19 protein-coding genes and 1 tRNA gene are annotated in these 17,661 nt (G+C 58.2%); 6 read left to right on the top strand and 14 right to left on the bottom strand.

All coding sequences use genetic code 11. The features are described 5' to 3' along the window. Positions 1-50 precede the first annotated feature (50 nt). The 3 genes from JK232_RS10515 to JK232_RS10505 are packed head-to-tail and all read right to left on the bottom strand — an operon-like array spanning position 51 to position 1,154. A complete protein-coding gene (locus JK232_RS10515) occupies positions 51-365 on the bottom strand; it encodes a hypothetical protein (RefSeq protein WP_146000858.1) in 315 nt (104 codons plus the stop codon). Positions 366-390: 25 nt separating this feature from the next. Beyond that, the gene (locus JK232_RS10510) at positions 391-528 is read right to left on the bottom strand and encodes a hypothetical protein (RefSeq protein WP_165698508.1); all 138 of its coding nucleotides are present in this window, start codon (positions 526-528) and stop codon (positions 391-393) included. 17 nt (positions 529-545) lie between these two features. Then, positions 546-1,154 (bottom strand): hypothetical protein, encoded by a 609-nt coding sequence (locus tag JK232_RS10505; RefSeq protein WP_212589143.1) that lies wholly within the window; start codon positions 1,152-1,154, stop codon positions 546-548. A gap of 245 nt (positions 1,155-1,399) precedes the next feature. On the opposite strand from JK232_RS10505, the gene JK232_RS10500 reads away from it, so the two are divergent. Then, entirely contained in the window at positions 1,400-1,726 is a 327-nt protein-coding gene (locus tag JK232_RS10500) for a hypothetical protein (protein ID WP_072929603.1), read from the top strand. A gap of 14 nt (positions 1,727-1,740) precedes the next feature. Here JK232_RS10500 and JK232_RS10495 read toward each other — a convergent pair whose 3' ends face one another. After that, positions 1,741-2,511 carry a GntR family transcriptional regulator gene (locus tag JK232_RS10495; RefSeq protein ID WP_072929168.1) on the bottom strand — a complete coding sequence of 257 codons (771 nt, stop codon included), beginning with the start codon at positions 2,509-2,511 and terminating at the stop codon, positions 1,741-1,743. Positions 2,512-2,732: 221 nt separating this feature from the next. On the opposite strand from JK232_RS10495, the gene JK232_RS10490 reads away from it, so the two are divergent. Next, positions 2,733-4,361 (top strand): alpha-glucoside-specific PTS transporter subunit IIBC, encoded by a 1,629-nt coding sequence (locus JK232_RS10490; RefSeq protein ID WP_101858031.1) that lies wholly within the window; start codon positions 2,733-2,735, stop codon positions 4,359-4,361. Next, the gene (locus tag JK232_RS10485) at positions 4,358-5,680 is read left to right on the top strand and encodes a 6-phospho-alpha-glucosidase (RefSeq protein WP_101855192.1); all 1,323 of its coding nucleotides are present in this window, start codon (positions 4,358-4,360) and stop codon (positions 5,678-5,680) included. The genes JK232_RS10490 and JK232_RS10485 overlap by 4 nt, the downstream gene beginning before the upstream one ends. A 64-nt stretch (positions 5,681-5,744) precedes the next feature. Here JK232_RS10485 and tehB read toward each other — a convergent pair whose 3' ends face one another. Genes tehB through norV form a run of 3 tightly spaced genes read right to left on the bottom strand, consistent with a single transcriptional unit; the run spans position 5,745 to position 9,256 of the window. After that, a complete protein-coding gene (gene tehB, locus JK232_RS10480; RefSeq protein WP_072929163.1) occupies positions 5,745-6,647 on the bottom strand; it encodes an SAM-dependent methyltransferase TehB in 903 nt (300 codons plus the stop codon). After that, positions 6,635-7,792: an NADH:flavorubredoxin reductase NorW gene (gene norW, locus JK232_RS10475; RefSeq protein WP_212589142.1), complete on the bottom strand. Its 1,158-nt coding sequence runs from the start codon at positions 7,790-7,792 to the stop codon at positions 6,635-6,637. Before norW ends, tehB begins: the two co-directional genes overlap by 13 nt. A gap of 3 nt (positions 7,793-7,795) precedes the next feature. Beyond that, entirely contained in the window at positions 7,796-9,256 is a 1,461-nt protein-coding gene (norV, locus tag JK232_RS10470; RefSeq protein WP_212589141.1) for an anaerobic nitric oxide reductase flavorubredoxin, read from the bottom strand. 154 nt (positions 9,257-9,410) lie between these two features. On the opposite strand from norV, the gene norR reads away from it, so the two are divergent. Beyond that, a complete protein-coding gene (gene norR, locus JK232_RS10465) occupies positions 9,411-10,928 on the top strand; it encodes a nitric oxide reductase transcriptional regulator NorR (RefSeq protein WP_072929599.1) in 1,518 nt (505 codons plus the stop codon). A 61-nt stretch (positions 10,929-10,989) separates the two neighbouring features. Here the strand turns inward: norR and JK232_RS10460 are convergent, their stop codons facing one another. The 7 genes from JK232_RS10460 to JK232_RS10430 form a co-directional block, all read right to left on the bottom strand. Next, positions 10,990-11,289, bottom strand: a complete 300-nt coding sequence (locus JK232_RS10460) for a helix-turn-helix domain-containing protein (RefSeq protein WP_072929157.1) — start codon at positions 11,287-11,289, stop codon at positions 10,990-10,992. After that, positions 11,286-11,678 (bottom strand): type II toxin-antitoxin system RelE/ParE family toxin, encoded by a 393-nt coding sequence (locus JK232_RS10455; RefSeq protein ID WP_072929155.1) that lies wholly within the window; start codon positions 11,676-11,678, stop codon positions 11,286-11,288. The genes JK232_RS10460 and JK232_RS10455 overlap by 4 nt, the downstream gene beginning before the upstream one ends. Positions 11,679-12,018: 340 nt before the next feature. Continuing rightward, positions 12,019-12,098: transfer RNA gene (locus JK232_RS10450), tRNA-OTHER, on the bottom strand. Between the two features lie 126 nt (positions 12,099-12,224). Further along, on the bottom strand, positions 12,225-12,437 hold the full coding sequence (gene cspE, locus JK232_RS10445; protein ID WP_072929152.1) for a transcription antiterminator/RNA stability regulator CspE: 213 nt from the start codon (positions 12,435-12,437) through the stop codon (positions 12,225-12,227). A 452-nt stretch (positions 12,438-12,889) separates the two neighbouring features. Continuing rightward, positions 12,890-13,330 carry a peptidoglycan-binding protein LysM gene (gene lysM / locus JK232_RS10440; RefSeq protein ID WP_072929150.1) on the bottom strand — a complete coding sequence of 147 codons (441 nt, stop codon included), beginning with the start codon at positions 13,328-13,330 and terminating at the stop codon, positions 12,890-12,892. A gap of 115 nt (positions 13,331-13,445) precedes the next feature. Next, complete coding sequence (locus JK232_RS10435) at positions 13,446-14,762, bottom strand: CitMHS family transporter (protein WP_072929148.1); 1,317 nt, start codon at positions 14,760-14,762, stop codon at positions 13,446-13,448. A 320-nt stretch (positions 14,763-15,082) separates the two neighbouring features. Next, positions 15,083-15,835, bottom strand: a complete 753-nt coding sequence (locus JK232_RS10430) for an SDR family NAD(P)-dependent oxidoreductase (protein WP_212589140.1) — start codon at positions 15,833-15,835, stop codon at positions 15,083-15,085. Between the two features lie 116 nt (positions 15,836-15,951). Here JK232_RS10430 and JK232_RS10425 point away from each other — a divergent pair, with 116 nt between their 5' ends. Together JK232_RS10425 and JK232_RS10420 are read left to right on the top strand one after the other, a co-directional pair. Beyond that, positions 15,952-16,863, top strand: coding sequence for a LysR substrate-binding domain-containing protein (locus JK232_RS10425; RefSeq protein ID WP_175578978.1), 912 nt, complete (start codon positions 15,952-15,954; stop codon positions 16,861-16,863). Between the two features lie 92 nt (positions 16,864-16,955). Then, positions 16,956-17,660 carry a DJ-1/PfpI family protein gene (locus JK232_RS10420; RefSeq protein ID WP_212589139.1) on the top strand — a complete coding sequence of 235 codons (705 nt, stop codon included), beginning with the start codon at positions 16,956-16,958 and terminating at the stop codon, positions 17,658-17,660. Position 17,661: the final 1 nt, after the last annotated feature.

Raw genomic sequence — 17,661 nt, 5'->3', positions numbered from 1 at the left:
GCTGCGCCCCTGGGCGCAGCGTTCTTTCGCTTCGTTTTCCCGCTCTCGCTCTATTTCATCCATCCGACCAATTGGCCCTCCTTCATCAACGCGACTTTGCCGGAACGGTAAATAATCACCTGGTTCAGCCCGCCAAAGTAAACCGTAGCCTGCGGCGTCTTCTCATCGATCGCCATCACCACCCCATCCAGCGTTACCCAATTGCCGCCATCTTTTACCACCACTACCCGGCCAAACCCTTTATAGGTTTTAACCGCCTTTGCGGCGTGGTGTGTGGCCTGCGGATCTTCTTTTGCCATTGCCACATGCTGTTGCGCGCATCCCACCAGCAGAACGGCAGCCATCATCATTTTACGCATGGTCATTTTCTCGTTGTTATTTACAGGTTATTCAGCGGCGACCACGTAATAGCGCGAGGATGCCGAACATCACGATCATGATCACGACCCCTGACAGATGGGCGAAGACAAAGGCAAAGAGGCGGCCAAGTGTCCAGCCAAAACCGCGCAGGAAATAAGCGATAAACATGTCAAAAATCCCGGCAATTAATGATGTCCGTGACCATCAGCATTCATGCCCCCGCCCATCGCACCGGCGTGCGCATTGGCCGCGCCATTGTTCCGGGTGCTGGACGCCGTTTCATGGCCCGGCTGGTGATGCTGCCCGCCGTTATGGGCGGTGTTAACGGGCATGGTAATTGCCGGGATATGCGGCACAGCGACTTGCGTCCCCGGCGGCAGCGCGGCGGCCGTCGTCTGCACCTGAACCCCATTTACGGCGGCACTCACGGGGGTGGTCCCCGGCAGGCTGCCAGCCGCCACATTGATAACGCCCATGACGCGCTGTTGCTGCATAGCGGCGGCAAGTTTCATGCTGACAGCGTTGATGACGGCACCCTTACCCACGGCGTTCATTGCCCGTGCGGTTAACTGCGCAGCAGCGCGCTCATCGGCATAAGCCTGTGCACGCGCTGCCGCAGCGGCATTCAGGCGTTGTTCTGCCTCGCTGCCGTTCACGCCACTGCCAAGCTGGAAAGCTGCGTGATTATAGGCCGCCTGCGCGGCCGTCACGTTTATCTCAGCATGGCGGGAGTCCAGCGCAGCGCAGGCAGTATTCGTTACAAGCATAGCAATGGCGATAAAGGTATTTTTCATACGCACTCTTAAATGAAAGATTTCAGTTTCGTTTCCGGCGCGCATCATGCCTTTGTTACCCGGCTTACAAATTGATCCCGATCATCACTGCCGCGGCTTATATTGAAATTCGTATGAATAAAAAACAGGAATTCATGGCACATATGAAATGGCGGCGGATCATGCCGGGCCGGGGCTGTCACCTTATTGAAACCGGCTTTTTCTCCAGGGTTGCTACACTTAACCCTTTAACCAAGGAGCCGCGAATGAAATCTGTACGTCTGATTGAAACCCTGCTGATCGGGGAAGATGAACACCCGACCCATAAATATGAGATTTACGGGTCCGACAGCCAGACCCCGGAATACGCGCTGTTGTTTGAGCGGCAGGCTACCGGCAGCGGCGGCTGGGTGGAGAGTGAAGAGCGCATCAGCCTGGCGGTTGAACAGGAAAAACAGGAAGCGAGTTCCGTGATGGATTATGGCTACAGTGACAGCGCCGCCGCGCTGCGCGATCTGGTCAGTGACGCCATCACACGCTGTGAGGAGCACTGGCAGGAGAGCCAACACCCGGGGGAGAATGAGCGGCACTAAGCCGCTTTTTCCTTTTACCCTTGATACTCCCCGCGCCGCTGCGGGGAAAACGAGTCCGGGGAGTGGGTTAACAATGTCTCCGGGCGGATGCGGTGCAGGTGGTAATCCACCTGATAATCGCGGGTATTACGGAACATCACGGAATAATTAAGAAACACGCCGCTGTCGCTATAAGAAAGTGACGTGATCCGCAGCAGCGGTGTGTGCTCAGGCACATTGAGAAAGCCGGCGAGCTGTTTATCCGCCAGGATCGGCGTCAGGCTTTCATAGTTGCCGCTGATCGTAATGCCGCACTCCTTCTCAATATAATCGAATTTTGACCCCTCCAGATGCACCAGCGACAGGTTCCGGAACAGCTTCACCGGCATGTAACTGTCCTCCAGCATCAGCGGTTTTCCCTCCACTGAACGTACACGGCGCGAAAAGTAGATCCGCTCGTGAACCTGGATGCGCAGCTGGCTGGCGATGGCGGGCGGCGCGGGCATCAGTTCAAACGCCAGCACCTTGCTGGACACGTTTTTCCCTTGCTGGCGCATCACCTCCACAAAACCGGTGAGGTTGGTGGTTTCGTGATGGACATCCTTACGCGCCACAAAGGTGCCGCTGCCGTGACGGCGTACCACTAATCCCCCGCCCACCAGCAAATCAATCGCCTTACGGATGGTCATCCGCGCCACGCCAAACTCCTGCGCCAGGGTTTTCTCGCCGGGCAGCGGGCTGCCAATATTGTAATCCGACGAATTCAGCCGCAGGCGTAACCGTTCTGCAATGGATTTATAGATCATCTGTAGATCTCTCTGTGCCAGTTAACAGGGATAGTGCTGTTGAACATGTCCAGTTTATTGCAGAAAAGTAGACCTGAGCGCGGGAAATAAAACCATGAATGCGATCACGGATCACAGCGGCGCGCCATGTCGCCGGAACCGCAGCTCTCTATTCTTCAGGTCAGTCAGGATTACTACAAAAACCATTCACCCTACATTTGTTGTTTTATGAGGATGTAAAAATGCTCAGTCAAATACAACGCTTTGGTGGCGCCATGTTCACCCCTGTTTTGCTGTTTCCGTTTGCCGGCATGGTTGTTGGTATTGCCATTATGCTGCAAAACCCCCTGTTTATTGGCGAAGCATTAACGCGCCCCGACAACGTATTTTTTCAAATCGTCAAGATTATTGAGGAAGGGGGCTGGGCGGTATTCCGTAATATGCCGCTTATTTTTGCGGTGGGCCTGCCGCTGGGCCTGGCAAAACAGGCGCATGGCCGGGCCTGCCTCGCCGTATTAATTTCGTTCCTGACCTGGAACTATTTTATTGGCGCGATGGGCATGGTCTGGGGAGATTTTTTTCACGTTAATTTTAATACCGAACCCGTAGCGGGGAGCGGGCTGACGATGATCGCCGGAATTAAAACGCTGGATACCAGCATTATTGGTGCCATTGTGATTTCCGGTCTTGTGACGGCCATCCATAACCGCTTTTATGACAAGGGCTTGCCGGTTTTCCTCGGCATTTTTCAGGGCACCTCGTTTGTCGTGATTGTTGCCTTTTTCGTGATGCTGCCCTGCGCATGGTTGACCCTCCTGTGCTGGCCAAAAGTGCAGGTGGCGATTGGGTCACTGCAAACCTTTTTAAGCGGTGCCGGGGCACTGGGTGTGTGGATCTATACGTTACTTGAGCGGCTGTTAATTCCTACAGGCTTACACCATTTCGTCTATGGCCCGTTTATTTTTGGCCCGGCGGTGGTGGAAGGCGGATTACAGCCCTACTGGGTTCAGCATATCCATGAATTCAGCCAGAGCACGCAGCCATTAAAAGATCTCTTCCCGGCAGGCGGCTTCGCCCTGCACGGTAATTCCAAAGTCTTTGGCGCACCGGGTATTGCCCTGGCGATCTATTACACCGCCGCACCGCAAAACCGGGTGAAAGTCGCAGGATTATTAATTCCGGCCACCCTGACCGCGATTCTGGTCGGTATTACTGAGCCGCTGGAATTCACCTTCTTATTTATCGCGCCGTTCCTGTTTGTTATTCACGCGCTGTTAGCCGCCACCATGACCGCCATCATGTATATGGCGGGCGTGGTCGGGATGTTCGGCGGCGGTCTGCTCAATGAGTTTTTACCCCTCAACTGGATGCCGATGTTCCATCACCATGCGTCGGTGATGTTTATTCAACTCGGCATCGGCCTCGCTTTCACTGCCCTGTGGTTTGTGGTTTTCCGCACGTTGATCCTGCGCTTCAACCTGAAAACCCCCGGCCGTGAAGAGAGCGACATCAAACTCTACAGCAAAGCCGATTACAAGGCGTCGCAGGGCCTGCCGCCTGCCGCTGCGAAGGCCGCAGCCACGGTCAAAACAGGGCAGGCCGCCGGTTTCCTGCATGCGCTGGGCGGCGCGGCGAATATTGAAAGCGTGAATAACTGCGCCACGCGTTTGCGTATCACGCTGGTCGATATGGCGAAAACCCAAAGCGACGATGTGTTCAAAGCCCTGGGCGCACATGGCGTCGTGCGGCGCGGCAACGCCATTCAGGTGATTGTCGGCCTGCATGTTCCCCTGGTGCGCGATCAGCTGGAAAGCCTGATGAAAGCCCCTTTATCCACCCCACCCTCCCCCATGAAAGAGGTCATATCATGAAAAAATTCTCGGTCGTTATTGCCGGCGGCGGCAGCACGTTTACCCCCGGCATCGTGTTGATGTTACTGGCCAATCAGGATCGTCTCCCATTACGGGCACTGAAATTTTATGACAACGACGGCGCGCGCCAGGAGGTGATTGCCGAAGCCTGTAAAGTCATCCTGCGTGAGCAGGCACCGGACATCGATTTTTGCTACACCACCGATCCGCAAACCGCGTTCAGCGATGTCGATTTTGTGATGGCGCATATCCGTGTGGGCAAATACCCGATGCGTGAAAAAGATGAGAAGATCCCGCTGCGGCACGGCGTTGTCGGCCAGGAAACCTGTGGGCCGGGCGGTATTGCCTACGGGATGCGCTCTATCGGCGGCGTGCTGGAGCTGGTGGATTATATGCAGACCTGGTCACCGGACGCCTGGATGCTGAACTACTCCAACCCGGCGGCGATTGTCGCGGAAGCCACGCGGCGGCTGCGCCCGACGGCAAAAATCCTCAATATCTGCGATATGCCGATTGGCATTGAGGGGCGTATGGCCCAGATCCTCGGCCTGCAAGACCGCAAACAGATGATCACCCGCTATTACGGGCTGAACCACTTTGGCTGGTGGCATTCAGTAGAGGACAGGGAAGGGAACGATTTAATGCCTGCGCTGCGCCAATACGTGTCTGAACACGGGTATATTCCCCCGGCGAATGATGCGCATACGGAAGCGAGCTGGAACGACACGTTCGCGAAAGCGAAAGATGTGCAGGCGCTGGATCCGGATACGCTGCCCAACACCTATCTGAAATATTATCTCTACCCGGATTATGTCGTCGCGCACGCCAACCCGGAGCGCACACGGGCGAATGAGGTGATGGATCACCGGGAGAAGCATGTGTTCAGCGCCTGCCGCGCCATTACCGAGGCCGGGCATTCTGCCGCCGGTGAGCTGGAAATCGATGAGCACGCCTCTTATATCGTCGACCTGGCCGCCGCCATCGCCTTCAACACGCAACAGCGTATGCTGCTGATCGTGCCGAACAACGGCGCTATCGCCAATTTTGATGCCGATGCGATGGTGGAGATCCCCTGTCTGGTGGGCAAAAACGGCCCGGAGCCGCTGACGGTCGGCAACATTCCGCACTTCCAGAAAGGGCTGATGAGCCAGCAGGTGGCAGTGGAAAAACTGGTGGTCGATGCCTGGGAGCAGGGGTCATACCTGAAACTGTGGCAGGCCATCACCCTGTCGAAAACCGTGCCGAGTGCCTCTGTCGCCAAAGCGATCCTGGATGACTTAATCGACGCCAATAAAGCCTACTGGCCGCCATTACGTTAATCCTGCGGGCCGGCATCGTTCTGATGCCGGCCCAGCGCTTTTGCCTCTTTCGCTGTTGCCTGCCTTACCCCCGCCCTTTGCGCGCCAGCAGGGTGGCGAAACGCATTTTAATCCGCTCGCCCTGGGCGTTGGTTTTATGCAGCGCGCCGGGGTTCTCGTTATATTTCAGGATCTCCCAGCCTGCGTAGGCGTCCCGCAATTCCCCGGTGCGGAAGGTGAACGGGAACGGCATCACACAGGGGTAGTCTTCGCTGTCCATCGCCGCCACGATCAGGTTATAGCCGCCCGGCACGGTGGCCTGTTGCATCTGCTGTAACAGCGGCGCGATGCTTTCCGGTTGCAGGAACATCATCACTACCGTCGACAAAATAAACGCATAGTGCCCTGTTATCACCGCGCCGTTCAGGTCGTGCTGCGCGGTGGTGATGCCGGATAACCCCTCGACGCTGACAATCGTGTTCAGGCTGGCCAGGCTTTCGGCGTGTTTGTCCCACCCTTCTACCGTAAAGCCCTGTTGCTGCAAATAGAGCACATTGCGGCCGTTGCCGCAGCCCACATCCAGCGCCCGGCCCGGCGGGATGATCCCGGCGGCCTCGATCACCTCGGAATGAGGCAGCGTCAGCTGATATTTTTTATGGTAGTAGGCCGCCGGTTCGCAGTAGAACGCCAGACGGCAGGCGATGTCCGGGCTGAACGCCACAATGCGGTGCCACTGCTGCGGCGCGATGCGCGGCGGCTGGTGATCCCGGTCAAAGGTAAAGCGCTGGGTCACGTCGCCCTGTTCAGTCAGCAGGGCAAACTCCAGCGTGCCGTTGAGGATCGTCAGCTGCGCCCAGGTGCCCGGCTGGGTATTGTGCGGCTGCTGGAAAGCCGTGGGCAGCGTATCGTGGTGCCACACCGGCAGGGTTTTGTAGCAGACCAGCGTGTCGTCAGAAGTCGGGGTGGTGTCGCAAATTACATCGTGCATACATGCCTCATGGGATCGGGTAACTGTTTCAATAACAGGAAAGCCTCTTTCATCCGGCCTTCGCTGACCACAAATGCCTGGAGCTGCTGCTGGTCATCCCTGCCGCAGGCGATAAGCCCGTCGCGCCCCGCTTCCACCACCCAGTGCAGATCCGGGGCGGTGGCTTCCCCGGCCAGGTGCAGCGGCAGGTCCGGGGTTTTCACCTTGATCAGCATCGGCGGCAGGCGCAGGCTGTCCCGTGCGCCGGTGAGGTTTTTCGCCAGCGTCATGGCCGCCAGTTGTGCCGGTTGCAGGTAGGGCCACAGCCTGCCCTGGATTTCGGCACAGTCACCCAGCGCAAAAATGGCCGGGTCGGAGGTCGCGAGATGCGCGTCCACCACGATGCCGTGGCGGGTCTGCAACCCGGCACCCTGCGCCAGCGCGATATTCGGCATCAGGCCGATGGCGCAGACCACGGCGTCCGCGTGCAGCGTGCGGCCATCAGCCAGCGTCGCGGTAATCTGATCATCCTGGCGTGCCAGCGCGGCAGCTTCCGCATTGAAATACATCTGCACGCCGCTGCCGATCAGCCGGTGTTGCAGCCGGGCGCTCACCTCCGGCGGCATCAGCGTGGCGAGCAGGGCGGCGGCGCGGTCCACCAGCATCACCTGTTTGCCCGCCCGGTTGAGGTCCATCGCCAGCTCGGTGCCAATCAGCCCGCCCCCCAGCAGCAGCACCCGCTGCGCGCCCTGCAACTCTGCCTCTGCCCGGCGGTATTCCTGCTGGCTGTTCAGGGTGTGCATCAGTTCCCGGCCGGGGATCGGCGGTATCCGCGCCTCCGCGCCCAGGGCCAGCACCAGATGACGGTAGGTGAACGTCCCGGCGTCGGTGACCACGCGCTGCGCCGCCCGGTCGATGCGCGTCACCGGCGTATGCGGGTGCAGCATCAGGTTATGGCTTTCGGCAAACGCCTGGGCAGGCAGGCGGGTAAGGTCCTCTGCCCGCTGGCGCTGGCTGAACACCTGGCTCAGCTCCGGTTTATGGTATTCATCACAGCTGTCGGCGGCGATTAACCGCAGGCTCAGGCGGCTGTCCAGCCGCCGCAGGTGTTTGACCAGCTGGCGCGCGGCAAAGCCTGCGCCGATGATAATGATGTCGTCGGTCATCGCTCAGCCCTCCAGCGGGTCAAACACCGATTTGCCCAGCCCACACTCCGGGCAGAGGAAATCGTCCGGCACATCAGACCACACCGTGCCCGGCGCCACATTTTGCAGCGGTTCACCGAGCGCCGGGTCGTACACCCACTGGCAGACGCTGCACTGCATACACTGGCCGCCGGCCGTGCCTTCGCTCTCCGGCGCGGCATTGACCGCCAGATCGGCTGGCGTCACCGCTTGCACGGCCTGAACCGGCGGGGCTTTCACCGGCAGCGGTGACAGCGCCCACTGGCGGGCGATGGTGCGGCCATGCTCACGGCAGATTTCCAGCATATCGCCATCCGGCCGCCATTTGGCTTTCAGCGCCAGGGTGGTGTCGAACCCGGCATCCATCAACCGGGTCTGGATGCGGTCAACCGCCCCGCCGTTCCAGCCATAACTGCCGAAGGCGGAGGCTTTTTTGTTGCGGAAACGCAGGCCCGCCATCTCTTCCAGCATCCCCGCCACTTTCGGCATCATCACATTATTCATGGTAGAAGAGCCGACCAGGATCCCTTTTGAGAGGAACACCTGCGTCAGGATCTCGTTTTTGTCATGCCGCGACACATTATAGATTTTCACCGCCACGCGCGGGTCAGTCTCAATGATGCCCTGGGCGATCGCGTCCGCCATCATGCGGGTATTGTTGGACATGGTGTCATACAGCAGCGTGATGCGGTCTTCCTGATAATCCGCTGACCAGTTGAGGTAGTGCTGCACAATCTGCGTGGGGTTATCGCGCCAGACCACGCCGTGCGAGGTGGCAATCATGCTGACCGGCAGGTTAAAGCCGAGGATCTCATTAATTTTCGGCGTCACCAGCCGGCTGAACGGCGTCAGGATGTTGGCGTAGTAGCGCAGGCACTGCTCGAACAGCTCGTTCTGGTCGACTTCATCATTAAACAGGTGCTCATCACAATAGTGCTGGCCGAAGGCGTCATTACTGAACAGCACTGCGTCGCCGGTCAGGTAGGTCATCATGCTGTCCGGCCAGTGCAGCATCGGCGTCTCGACAAAGATGAGCTGCTTGCCGTTACCGATCGCCAGTGTGTCGCCGGTTTTCACCACATGGAAATTCCACTCCGGGTGATGGTGGTGGCCGTTAATTGAATCGATGGCGTTTTCAGTGCAATAGATGGGCGTGTCCGGGATGTGTGCCATCAGCGCCGTCAGCGCGCCGGCGTGATCCTCTTCCGCATGGTTAATCACGATGTAATCGATCGTGGCCAGATCAATCTCCTGCATCAGGTTCAGCACAAAATCCCGGCTGAATTTATGGTCGACGGTATCGATCAGGACGTTCTTCTCCTCGCGGATCAGGTAGCTGTTGTAGCTGCTGCCTTTCAACGTCTTGTATTCGGTACCGTGGAAGTCACGCACTTCCCAATCCCGTTGGCCGACCCAGGTGATATTGTTTTTGACGTGGATGCTCATGGAATGTCCTCTACAGAGTAATCAGTTACCCTGAGAGTGCACAGCGCGTGCCAATTTTTATCTTATTGAAATCTAATCAATAAAAATAAGTCATTGTAAAAATGACACAGGAGGGATAGTGTATTTTTGACACGGTTATTGTGGAAAAGACATGATGAAAATGTCCGTTAACGGGCTGGCCGCGCTGGCGGTTGACATGCAGAACGGGCTGTCCCGGCCCGACCGGTTTGACCGGATGATCGGCAGCCTGCATCAGCTGTTGCAGTGTGATGCCACCGCGCTGCTGCGCTTTGAGGGGCAACATTTCCGCCCGCTGGCCACCGCCGGGCTGGCACCGGATGTGATGGGTCGGCGGTTTCAGCTGGCGGCCCATCCCCGGCTGGAAGCGATTGCCCGCGCCGGGGACGTGGTGCGCTTTCCGGCGGACAGCGACCTCCCCGACCCCTATGACGGGCTGATCCCGGAACAGCAGGATCTGCACGTTCATGCCTGCGTCGGGTTGCCGCTGTTTTCCGGCCAGAACCTGATTGGGGCGCTGACGCTGGACGGCATGGACGCGCGGCAATTTGATGCCTACCGCGATGAGGAGCTGCGCGTGGTGGCCTCGCTGGTGGCCGGGGCGCTCAACAATGCCCTGCTGATGGCGCAACTGGAGAAGCCGGGCCGCCGCCTGACGGTCGCGGATGACGCGCCGCATGAGGTGGATGACACCGAAATGGTGGGCGATTCTGCCGCCCTGCAACAGTTGCAACGGGAGATGGCGGTGGTGGCGCCCACGGATCTGACGGTGCTGATCACCGGCGAGACCGGGGTCGGCAAAGAGCTGGTGGCGCAGGCGCTGCACCGGCACTCGGCCCGGGCGGCGAACCCGCTTATCTACCTGAACTGCGCGGCGTTGCCGGAGTCGGTGGCCGAAAGCGAGCTGTTCGGCCACGTCAAAGGGGCGTTTACCGGCGCGATCCACGATCGCACCGGCAAATTCGAGATGGCCGACGGCGGTACGCTGTTTCTGGATGAGATTGGTGAGCTGTCGCTGCCGTTGCAAGCGAAACTGCTGCGGGTGTTGCAGTACGGCGATCTGCAACGCGTCGGGGAAGACCGGCCGCTGCGGGTGGATGTGCGCATCCTGGCCGCCACCAATAAAGATCTGCGGCAGGCAGTGGCGCAGGGCGCGTTCCGTGCTGACCTCTACCACCGGCTGAGCGTGTTTCCGCTCCAGGTGCCGCCGTTGCGGGAGCGCGGTGATGACATCGTGCTGCTGGCCGGGTATTTCTGTGAAAAATGCCGGGTAAAATTCGGGCTGCGGCATCTGGCCCTCAGCGCAGCCGCCCGCGCCCGGCTGCGCGCCTATGCCTGGCCGGGCAATATCCGCGAGCTGGAACACGCCATCTACCGCGCCACGGTGGTCGCGCAAGCGGAAACCAGCGCGGCTGACCTGCTGCTGCTGCCCCACCATATTGCGCTGACGCCGCACAGCGACGCCCCGCAGGAGGAAATACCGGAAGACCCGCTGCCGCTGCAAAATTTACAGGCCGCCACGCGGGATTTTCAGCGCCGTTACATCCGCCGCGCCCTGGAGGCCAGCCATAACAACTGGGCCGCCTGCGCCCGTTGCCTGGAGATGGACCCCGGCAACCTGCACCGGCTGGCGAAGAAACTGGGGTTGAAATAGGGGCAGATAAGCGTTTTACGGCGGGGCGGAGCCAGCTGACTCAGCCCCTAGACAGGTTACTTCAGAGGCGGTAAATACGGCCTGTGCCGGTCGGCATTTCAACACTGAGGCTCAGGGTTCCGCCTAACGCCTCAATATATCGTTTCAGGCTGGCGAGTTTAATCTCTTCCCCGCGCGCTTCAATAGCCGCTATCGCAGGCTGGCTAATCCCCATCTTTTTCGCCAACTCTGTTTGGGACATCTCCAACTCTTCGCGTAGCTGGCGAAGCCGGATCTCAAGGATTTTCGCATCAGCTTTCTGCTGGATGCGCGCCTGTGATTCCGGGGAGCGCTTAGCGATTAATTCATTGAGTTTACTCATTTTACTGACTCCGGATAGTGTCTTTTTACGTCGGCGATTTTCATTGCCTCAAGATGTTTTCTATACTCTTCTTCCGCGGTTTTTATCATATCTGCGTAAAATCGTTTTTCTTTAAGGCCAGTTTTGTCACCCGCGCATAACACAATAGCCTGTCTTTTTGGGTCAAATACAAAGAACGCTCTGACAGGCCGACCGTTACTTTGCACCCTCAGCTCTTTCATGTTGGAAATTGTTGACCCCCTGATGTGGTCAACCTCCGGCCTGCCCAGCATCGGTCCAAAATGCTCAAGCACCTTTAAGCCTGCCAACACATCTTCGATCATGTCAGTATCTTGCTCTTCCAACCATTCATCAAAGTGTGCTGTGGTATCAACAATCCATCTTCCCATCTTACCCGCCTGCTCCTATAAACCATAGTTTATATTATATAACCTGTAGTTTATATACCGATGTATGTGACCTCGCCCTGATCAAGGTCAGGTTTTAGGTATAGGGTGTGATCAAAAAGAGGAGGGTTTACAAAAGTGCACTTGTGAAGATAGGCTGGATGTAGCCGCACACAGCGCTTTTTTATTTTTGATTGGCGGAAAAATAAAAACCCCCGCGGCCAAAAGCACACGAGGGTTTTTATTTATGGGCGTATTTCCCACAGCAAAATCTGCGCCCGGATCATTACACCTGAACAGGCTTTGCTGTGGGCCAATAAATAATAATGGAGAGAATAAAATTTGGAACGCCATCGAGGGATCGAACCCCGGACTGCCAACTTCTTGCTGAAATTGCCGCTCTTCCAACTGAGCTAATGACGTATTTTCTTTACCCCGGCCGCTGTTAATTAAATAACGGGCCGGGGTCATCAACACCAGGCGGGAAAACGTATCTGCTCCGGGAAACCCATCATCGCTGTTGCACGTTACCCTGCCCGGTGTTTTAGCTTACAGCGCGACGACGTTCGCGGCTGATGGGCCTTTCATCCCTTGTTCGATGCTGAATTCAACCTGCTGGTTTTCTTCCAGGGTTTTGAAATCATTGCTCTGGATGGCAGAGAAGTGCACGAACACGTCTTTGCTGCCGTCAGCCGGAGAAATAAAACCAAAACCTTTACCCGCGTCGAACCATTTTACTGAACCTGTCATTTTAGTAGACATAGAAATTTCCTTTCTGTTTTTTTAGGCCGCCATAATGGCGAAAGAGGTCTGTTTTTTTTAGTGAGAAATTATGGGGCGCTAAAAGAAGAAATTTCGCTGAAGAAGGGGTATCTGAAGATATCGCTAAGACGGAGAATCGCTTGACTCAAATTGCTTTCAAAAATCTGTACTACAAACCGAGAACGCTATTTACACATAATTAACAGGCATTAGCAAGCGCTATTTATTAAAGACTTTTTATACTGCCTGAAAATAACTGCGCGGCGCGTTATCCCTGCCCCCGCTTTTGCCCATGGCGGCAAAAGGTGCCATCGCCTTTTTTTCTGCCCGGCAAATTTGTTAAACGCCAGTGTTAAAGGCGGGATGCCTGAGGTTAATGTTAAAAGTATGTTGTAACTATGAAGCAGCACGTAAACGGGGATATTGCCCCGGCAACACCGGGGCACCGTCCCTTACGCCGGGATACGCAGTTTCTGGCCCGGATAGATTTTATCGGGGCTGGAAAGCATCGGCTTGTTGGCTTCGAAAATCTTGTTGTACTGGTTGGCATCACCGTACATTTTCTGCGAGATTTTGCTCAGCGTATCGCCGGACACCACATTATAAAATTGCGACGCCGGTTCAGCCGCGGCGCTGGTCACCTGGTCTTCTACCTCGCTGATGCCGTGCACGTTACCGGCTGCCACCAGGATCTTCTCTTTCTGCTCCTGGGTCAGGCCGTCGCCGGTTACTACCGCTTTATTGCCGTCCACTTTCACATCTACTTTGTCACTGCCCGGCAGATTCAGTTCGTTGATGTGTTTTTTCAGGGCATCACTGGCCTGCGATTCGTTGCCTTTTACCGCATCCCACAGTTTTTCACCCGCATCTTTCACAAAATCAAAAAGTCCCATGCCTTACTCCTGGTTATGACGAAGAGTGTTAAACGTAGCAAAGATTTACCCCTTCAGCCGGTTGGCGCGGCAAACCCGCGCCGTTTTCCGGAGGAATCTGACCCAGGGCCTGCCCTTACCCCGCCTGGTAAAGCGGGAACGCGCCGAACAGCAGGCCACCGGCCATCAGCGCCAGGCTGACCAGGATCCCCCACTTGATGGCGAACCGCTGGTGGTCACCGATGTCCACTTTCGCCAGCCCCACCAGCAGGTAAACCGACGGCACCAGCGGGCTGAGCAAGTGGAACGGCTGGCCGATAATCGAGGCACGGGCGATCTGTTCCGGGGTAATGCCGTAGCTGGCAGCCGTCTGCGCGATCACCGGCAGGATGCCGAAATAGAAGGCGTCATTCGACATAAAGAAAGTGAACGGCAGGCTGACCAGCGCGGTAAACACCGCCAGATAGGGGCCGAAACTGTGGGGGATGATCGCCAGCAGGCTTTTGGCCATCGCGTCCACCATGCCGGTGCCGGAGAGGATACCGGTAAACACCCCAGCGGCGAAAATCAGTGAGGTGACGGCCAGCACATTCCCGGCATGGGCACTGATCCGCGCTTTTTGCTGCGCCAGGGAGGGGTAGTTCAGCATCACCGCAATCGCGAACGCCAGCATAAACAGGATCTGGATCGGCAGCAGCCCGACCACCAGCAGCACCAGCAGCACCGTGGTCAGGACGAAGTTCGGCCAGAACATCCGCGGGCGGCGGTTGGCCTCGTTCTCTTCGGCATCCCCAAAGCCCAGATCGATGTTTTCCAAATGCTGGCTGTCGAGGCGCATCACCCCCAGCCGTTTGCGCTCACTCACCCCGAACAGCATCGCCAGCCCCACCAGCGTGACGCAGCCCAAGAGGATCGCCGGCAGCATCGGGATGAAAATATCCAGCGCGTCAATGTTCAGCGCTGCCGCCGCGCGGGCCGTCGGCCCGCCCCACGGCGAGAGGTTCATGATGCCGCTGGCCAGGTTAATCAAACAGGTCATCGCCAGCACATTCATGCCGAGTTTGCGGTAAAGCGGTAAAAACGCCGCCACGGCGATCATATAGGTGGTGGAGCTGTCGCCGTCGAGGGAGACCAGCAGGGTTAAAATGGCGGTGCCCATCAGCACTTTCAGTGGGTCGCCGCGCACTACCCGCAAAATGGCACGTACCAGCGGGTCAAATAACCCGGCATCAATCATCAAACCAAAATAGAGAATGGAGAACGTCAGCATCACGCCGGTCGGCGCCAGCGCCTTGACGCCGTTCAGCATCATCTCGCCCAGCCCGCTATAGAACCCACCCGCCAGTGCAAACAGGGTCGGCACAATAATCAGCGCAATCAGCGCTGACATCCGTTTTGTCATGATGAGATACATAAAGCAGGTCACCATCGAAAAACCAAGTATCGTCAGCAAAATCAGTTCCTCTTATCAGTGGCGAAATGGGCAACGAAACGGGGCGCGGCCGCGATGTTATGAAAATGTTTGTAAATAACCTTGTGATCGGTCATTTTATCGGCATTGGTTTACGGTTAACCCCTTGTTTATATTGAGTTAACCTCTTTGCAGCGTAGCAATGTTTTTTCGTGCAAACTTTTTTTAACAAAAAAAGGTGACAGCGATCATGCAGGAGAAAAGAATGAGGAAGGGAGTGTGACAGGGATCACGCATAAAAACGGCTAACGTCAGGCCTGCGGGGTGCCGGCCTGACAGCAGGTTGGAAACATCAAAAAGCCTTAAATCTGTACCAGGCCGCCATCCACAAACAGTTCAGCCCCGTTAATGTAGCTGGCGTCATCAGAGGCCAAAAACAGCACCGCGTTGGCGATCTCAGCCGGCTGGCCGACGCGCCCGGCCGGGATCGCCTCCACCATCTGCGCTTTGATCTCTGCGGCCTCCCCACCGCTGCCGAACAAGGTGTCCAGCCCGCTGGTATCCGTCACGCCGGGGCTTATCACGTTGACCCGGATGCGGCGTGCCTTGAGGTCGAGGATCCAGCTGCGGGCAAAGTTGCGCACTGCCGCCTTGGTGGCGGAGTAGACGCTGAAGGCCGGGGTGCCGGCGATGCTGGTGGTTGACGAGGTCAGCACCACTGCCCCGCCGTCACGCAGCAGCGGCAGCGCCTTTTGCACCGTAAACAGCACCCCTTTCACATTGGTATCGAATGTCTGCTGATAGTGCGCTTCAGTAATCGCCCCCAGCGGCGCAAATTCCCCGCCCCCGGCGTTCGCCACCAGCACATCAATATGGTGATGTTTCTGCTGCACCGCGTCATATAACCGGTCAAGGTCGGCGAGCTGGCTGACGTCCCCTTGTACCCCGGTCACATTACCGCCGATGGTTTTCACCGCGGCGGCCAGTGTTTCCTCACGGCGGCCGGTGATAAACACCGCTGCGCCCTGGTCAGCAAAGTCTTTCGCGGTGGCCAGGCCGATACCGCTGGTGGCGCCGGTCACCACGACCACTTTTTGAGCAAATGTCGTTTTCATCGTATTTCTCCGCTATCCGTTGGGTTGTTGAAAATGAGACTATCACCGCCACGACTGGGCAAAAAGCCAGCAAAAATGGGTTGTATCGTTCTGTTTATGGAACACTGGGAGGGTGGGTGCGCAATGATCTGAATGACTACCGCTACTTTGCGGAGGTGGTGGCGCACGGCGGGTTCGCCGCCGCCGGGCGGGCATTGCAGGAGCCGAAATCCAAACTCAGCCGCCGCATCGCCAACCTGGAGACGCGCCTCGGAATACGGCTGATTGAACGTACCAGCCGCCGTTTCCGGGTAACCGAGGTGGGGCAGGCGTTTTACCTGCGCTGCCGGGCGATGTTGCTGGAGGCGGAACAGGCCGACGCGGTGATTGCCGAAACCCAGGCTGAGCCGCACGGCGTGGTGCGGTTCAGTTGCCCGACCGGCATGGTGGAGGTGGTGTCACCGCTTATCACGGCCTTTCTGCACCGTTACCCCAAAGTCAGGCTGCAACTGCTCGCGCTGGATCGTGCCGTGGATTTGATTGAGGAGCGGGTGGATGTGGCGCTGCGCATCCGCATCGCGCTGACCAGCGATGCCGAGCTGATCATGCGGTCGCTCGGGGAATCACGCCGTATTCTGGTGGCCGGTCGACAGTGGGCGAACCACGCCGGCAAGCCGATCAGCGCCCTCGCCGGCCTGCCGACCCTCGCCACCCAGGATGAGCCGGGCGAGGTGGTGTGGGAACTGGAATCCACGGCAGGCGATACGCACACCCTGCGCCATGCCCCGCGCATGACCTGCAGTGATTTCGCGGCAGTGCGTGCGGCGGCCATTCAGGGGCTGGGCGTGGCGTTTCTGCCGGATCACAGCTGCCGTGAGGCACTGGCGCAGGGCGGGCTGATCCGCCTCTGGCCCGACTGGCACAGCCAGGCCGGGCGGGTGCATCTGGTGTTTACCACCCGCCGCGGGCTGCCCCCGGCAGTGCGGGCGTTTATCGACTGCCTCGCCGGGGGGTTCCCGGCCGGGGCGCTGAGTGACAAAGCGGGCTGAGTCTGAAAAGGCCTGCTTATGCGCCAACCAGCTTGCAACCTGCCCAAAAACCAGCGAAAGATAAAGCCCCCCGTTTTTGCAAGGAGACGCCCATGTCTGCCCCGCTTTCGATTGGCTTTTTGCTGTTCCCCCACCTTACCCAGCTTGACCTGACCGGGCCGTATGAGGTGTTTGTGCGTGCGCCGCATACCCGCGTGCACCTGATCTGGAAAACCCGTGACCCGGTCACGGCAGACCGCGGCCTGGGCCTGCTGCCGACCACCACCTTTGCGGACTGCCCGGATCTGGATGTGCTCTGCGTGCCCGGCGGGCCGGGGCAGATTGACCTGATGGAGGATGAGGAGACGCTCGCCTTCCTGCGCCGGAAAGCGCAACAGGTGCGGCTGATTACCTCGGTCTGTACCGGCTCGCTGGTGCTGGGCGCGGCCGGGCTGTTGCAGGGCTACCGCGCCACCAGCCACTGGGCGTCGCTGGACCAGCTCGCGCTGCTGGGGGCCGAGCCGGTGGCGGAACGCGTGGTGCATGACCGCAACCGCATCACCGGCGCGGGCGTGACTTCCGGCATCGATTTTGCGCTGCATGTGGTGGCGGAAATCTATGGCGCGGAAGCGGCCCAGCTGATCCAGCTGCATATGGAGTATGACCCGGCCCCGCCCTTCTCCGCCGGTTCCCCGCGCAGCGCCTCCCCGGCCCTGCTGGACGCCGCCCGTGCACAGAGCGCGGCCTTTGTGGCAAAACGCCGCACCGTCACGGAACGCGCCGCGGCCGCCCTGCACCGTCCAGACAAGGAGTCATAAG

The sequence above is a fragment of the Nissabacter archeti genome, assembly GCF_018257325.1.
Classification (GTDB): domain Bacteria; phylum Pseudomonadota; class Gammaproteobacteria; order Enterobacterales; family Enterobacteriaceae; genus Chimaeribacter; species Chimaeribacter arupi.
The sequence above is the reverse complement of the archived record's forward strand: the minus strand, read 5'-3'. Positions and strand labels throughout refer to the sequence as shown.

Coding starts and splice junctions, on each gene's coding strand:
- norR (WP_072929599.1), top strand. CDS start 9,411: ATGAAAATGTCCGTTAACGGGCTGGCCGCGCTGGCGGTTGACATGCAG.
- JK232_RS10495 (WP_072929168.1), bottom strand. CDS start 2,511: ATGATCTATAAATCCATTGCAGAACGGTTACGCCTGCGGCTGAATTCG.
- JK232_RS10500 (WP_072929603.1), top strand. CDS start 1,400: ATGAAATCTGTACGTCTGATTGAAACCCTGCTGATCGGGGAAGATGAA.
- cspE (WP_072929152.1), bottom strand. CDS start 12,437: ATGTCTACTAAAATGACAGGTTCAGTAAAATGGTTCGACGCGGGTAAA.
- norW (WP_212589142.1), bottom strand. CDS start 7,792: ATGACCGACGACATCATTATCATCGGCGCAGGCTTTGCCGCGCGCCAG.
- tehB (WP_072929163.1), bottom strand. CDS start 6,647: ATGCACGATGTAATTTGCGACACCACCCCGACTTCTGACGACACGCTG.
- lysM (WP_072929150.1), bottom strand. CDS start 13,330: ATGGGACTTTTTGATTTTGTGAAAGATGCGGGTGAAAAACTGTGGGAT.
- JK232_RS10515 (WP_146000858.1), bottom strand. CDS start 365: ATGACCATGCGTAAAATGATGATGGCTGCCGTTCTGCTGGTGGGATGC.
- JK232_RS10420 (WP_212589139.1), top strand. CDS start 16,956: ATGTCTGCCCCGCTTTCGATTGGCTTTTTGCTGTTCCCCCACCTTACC.
- norV (WP_212589141.1), bottom strand. CDS start 9,256: ATGAGCATCCACGTCAAAAACAATATCACCTGGGTCGGCCAACGGGAT.
- JK232_RS10505 (WP_212589143.1), bottom strand. CDS start 1,154: ATGAAAAATACCTTTATCGCCATTGCTATGCTTGTAACGAATACTGCC.
- JK232_RS10455 (WP_072929155.1), bottom strand. CDS start 11,678: ATGGGAAGATGGATTGTTGATACCACAGCACACTTTGATGAATGGTTG.
- JK232_RS10430 (WP_212589140.1), bottom strand. CDS start 15,835: ATGAAAACGACATTTGCTCAAAAAGTGGTCGTGGTGACCGGCGCCACC.
- JK232_RS10485 (WP_101855192.1), top strand. CDS start 4,358: ATGAAAAAATTCTCGGTCGTTATTGCCGGCGGCGGCAGCACGTTTACC.
- JK232_RS10510 (WP_165698508.1), bottom strand. CDS start 528: ATGTTTATCGCTTATTTCCTGCGCGGTTTTGGCTGGACACTTGGCCGC.
- JK232_RS10460 (WP_072929157.1), bottom strand. CDS start 11,289: ATGAGTAAACTCAATGAATTAATCGCTAAGCGCTCCCCGGAATCACAG.
- JK232_RS10490 (WP_101858031.1), top strand. CDS start 2,733: ATGCTCAGTCAAATACAACGCTTTGGTGGCGCCATGTTCACCCCTGTT.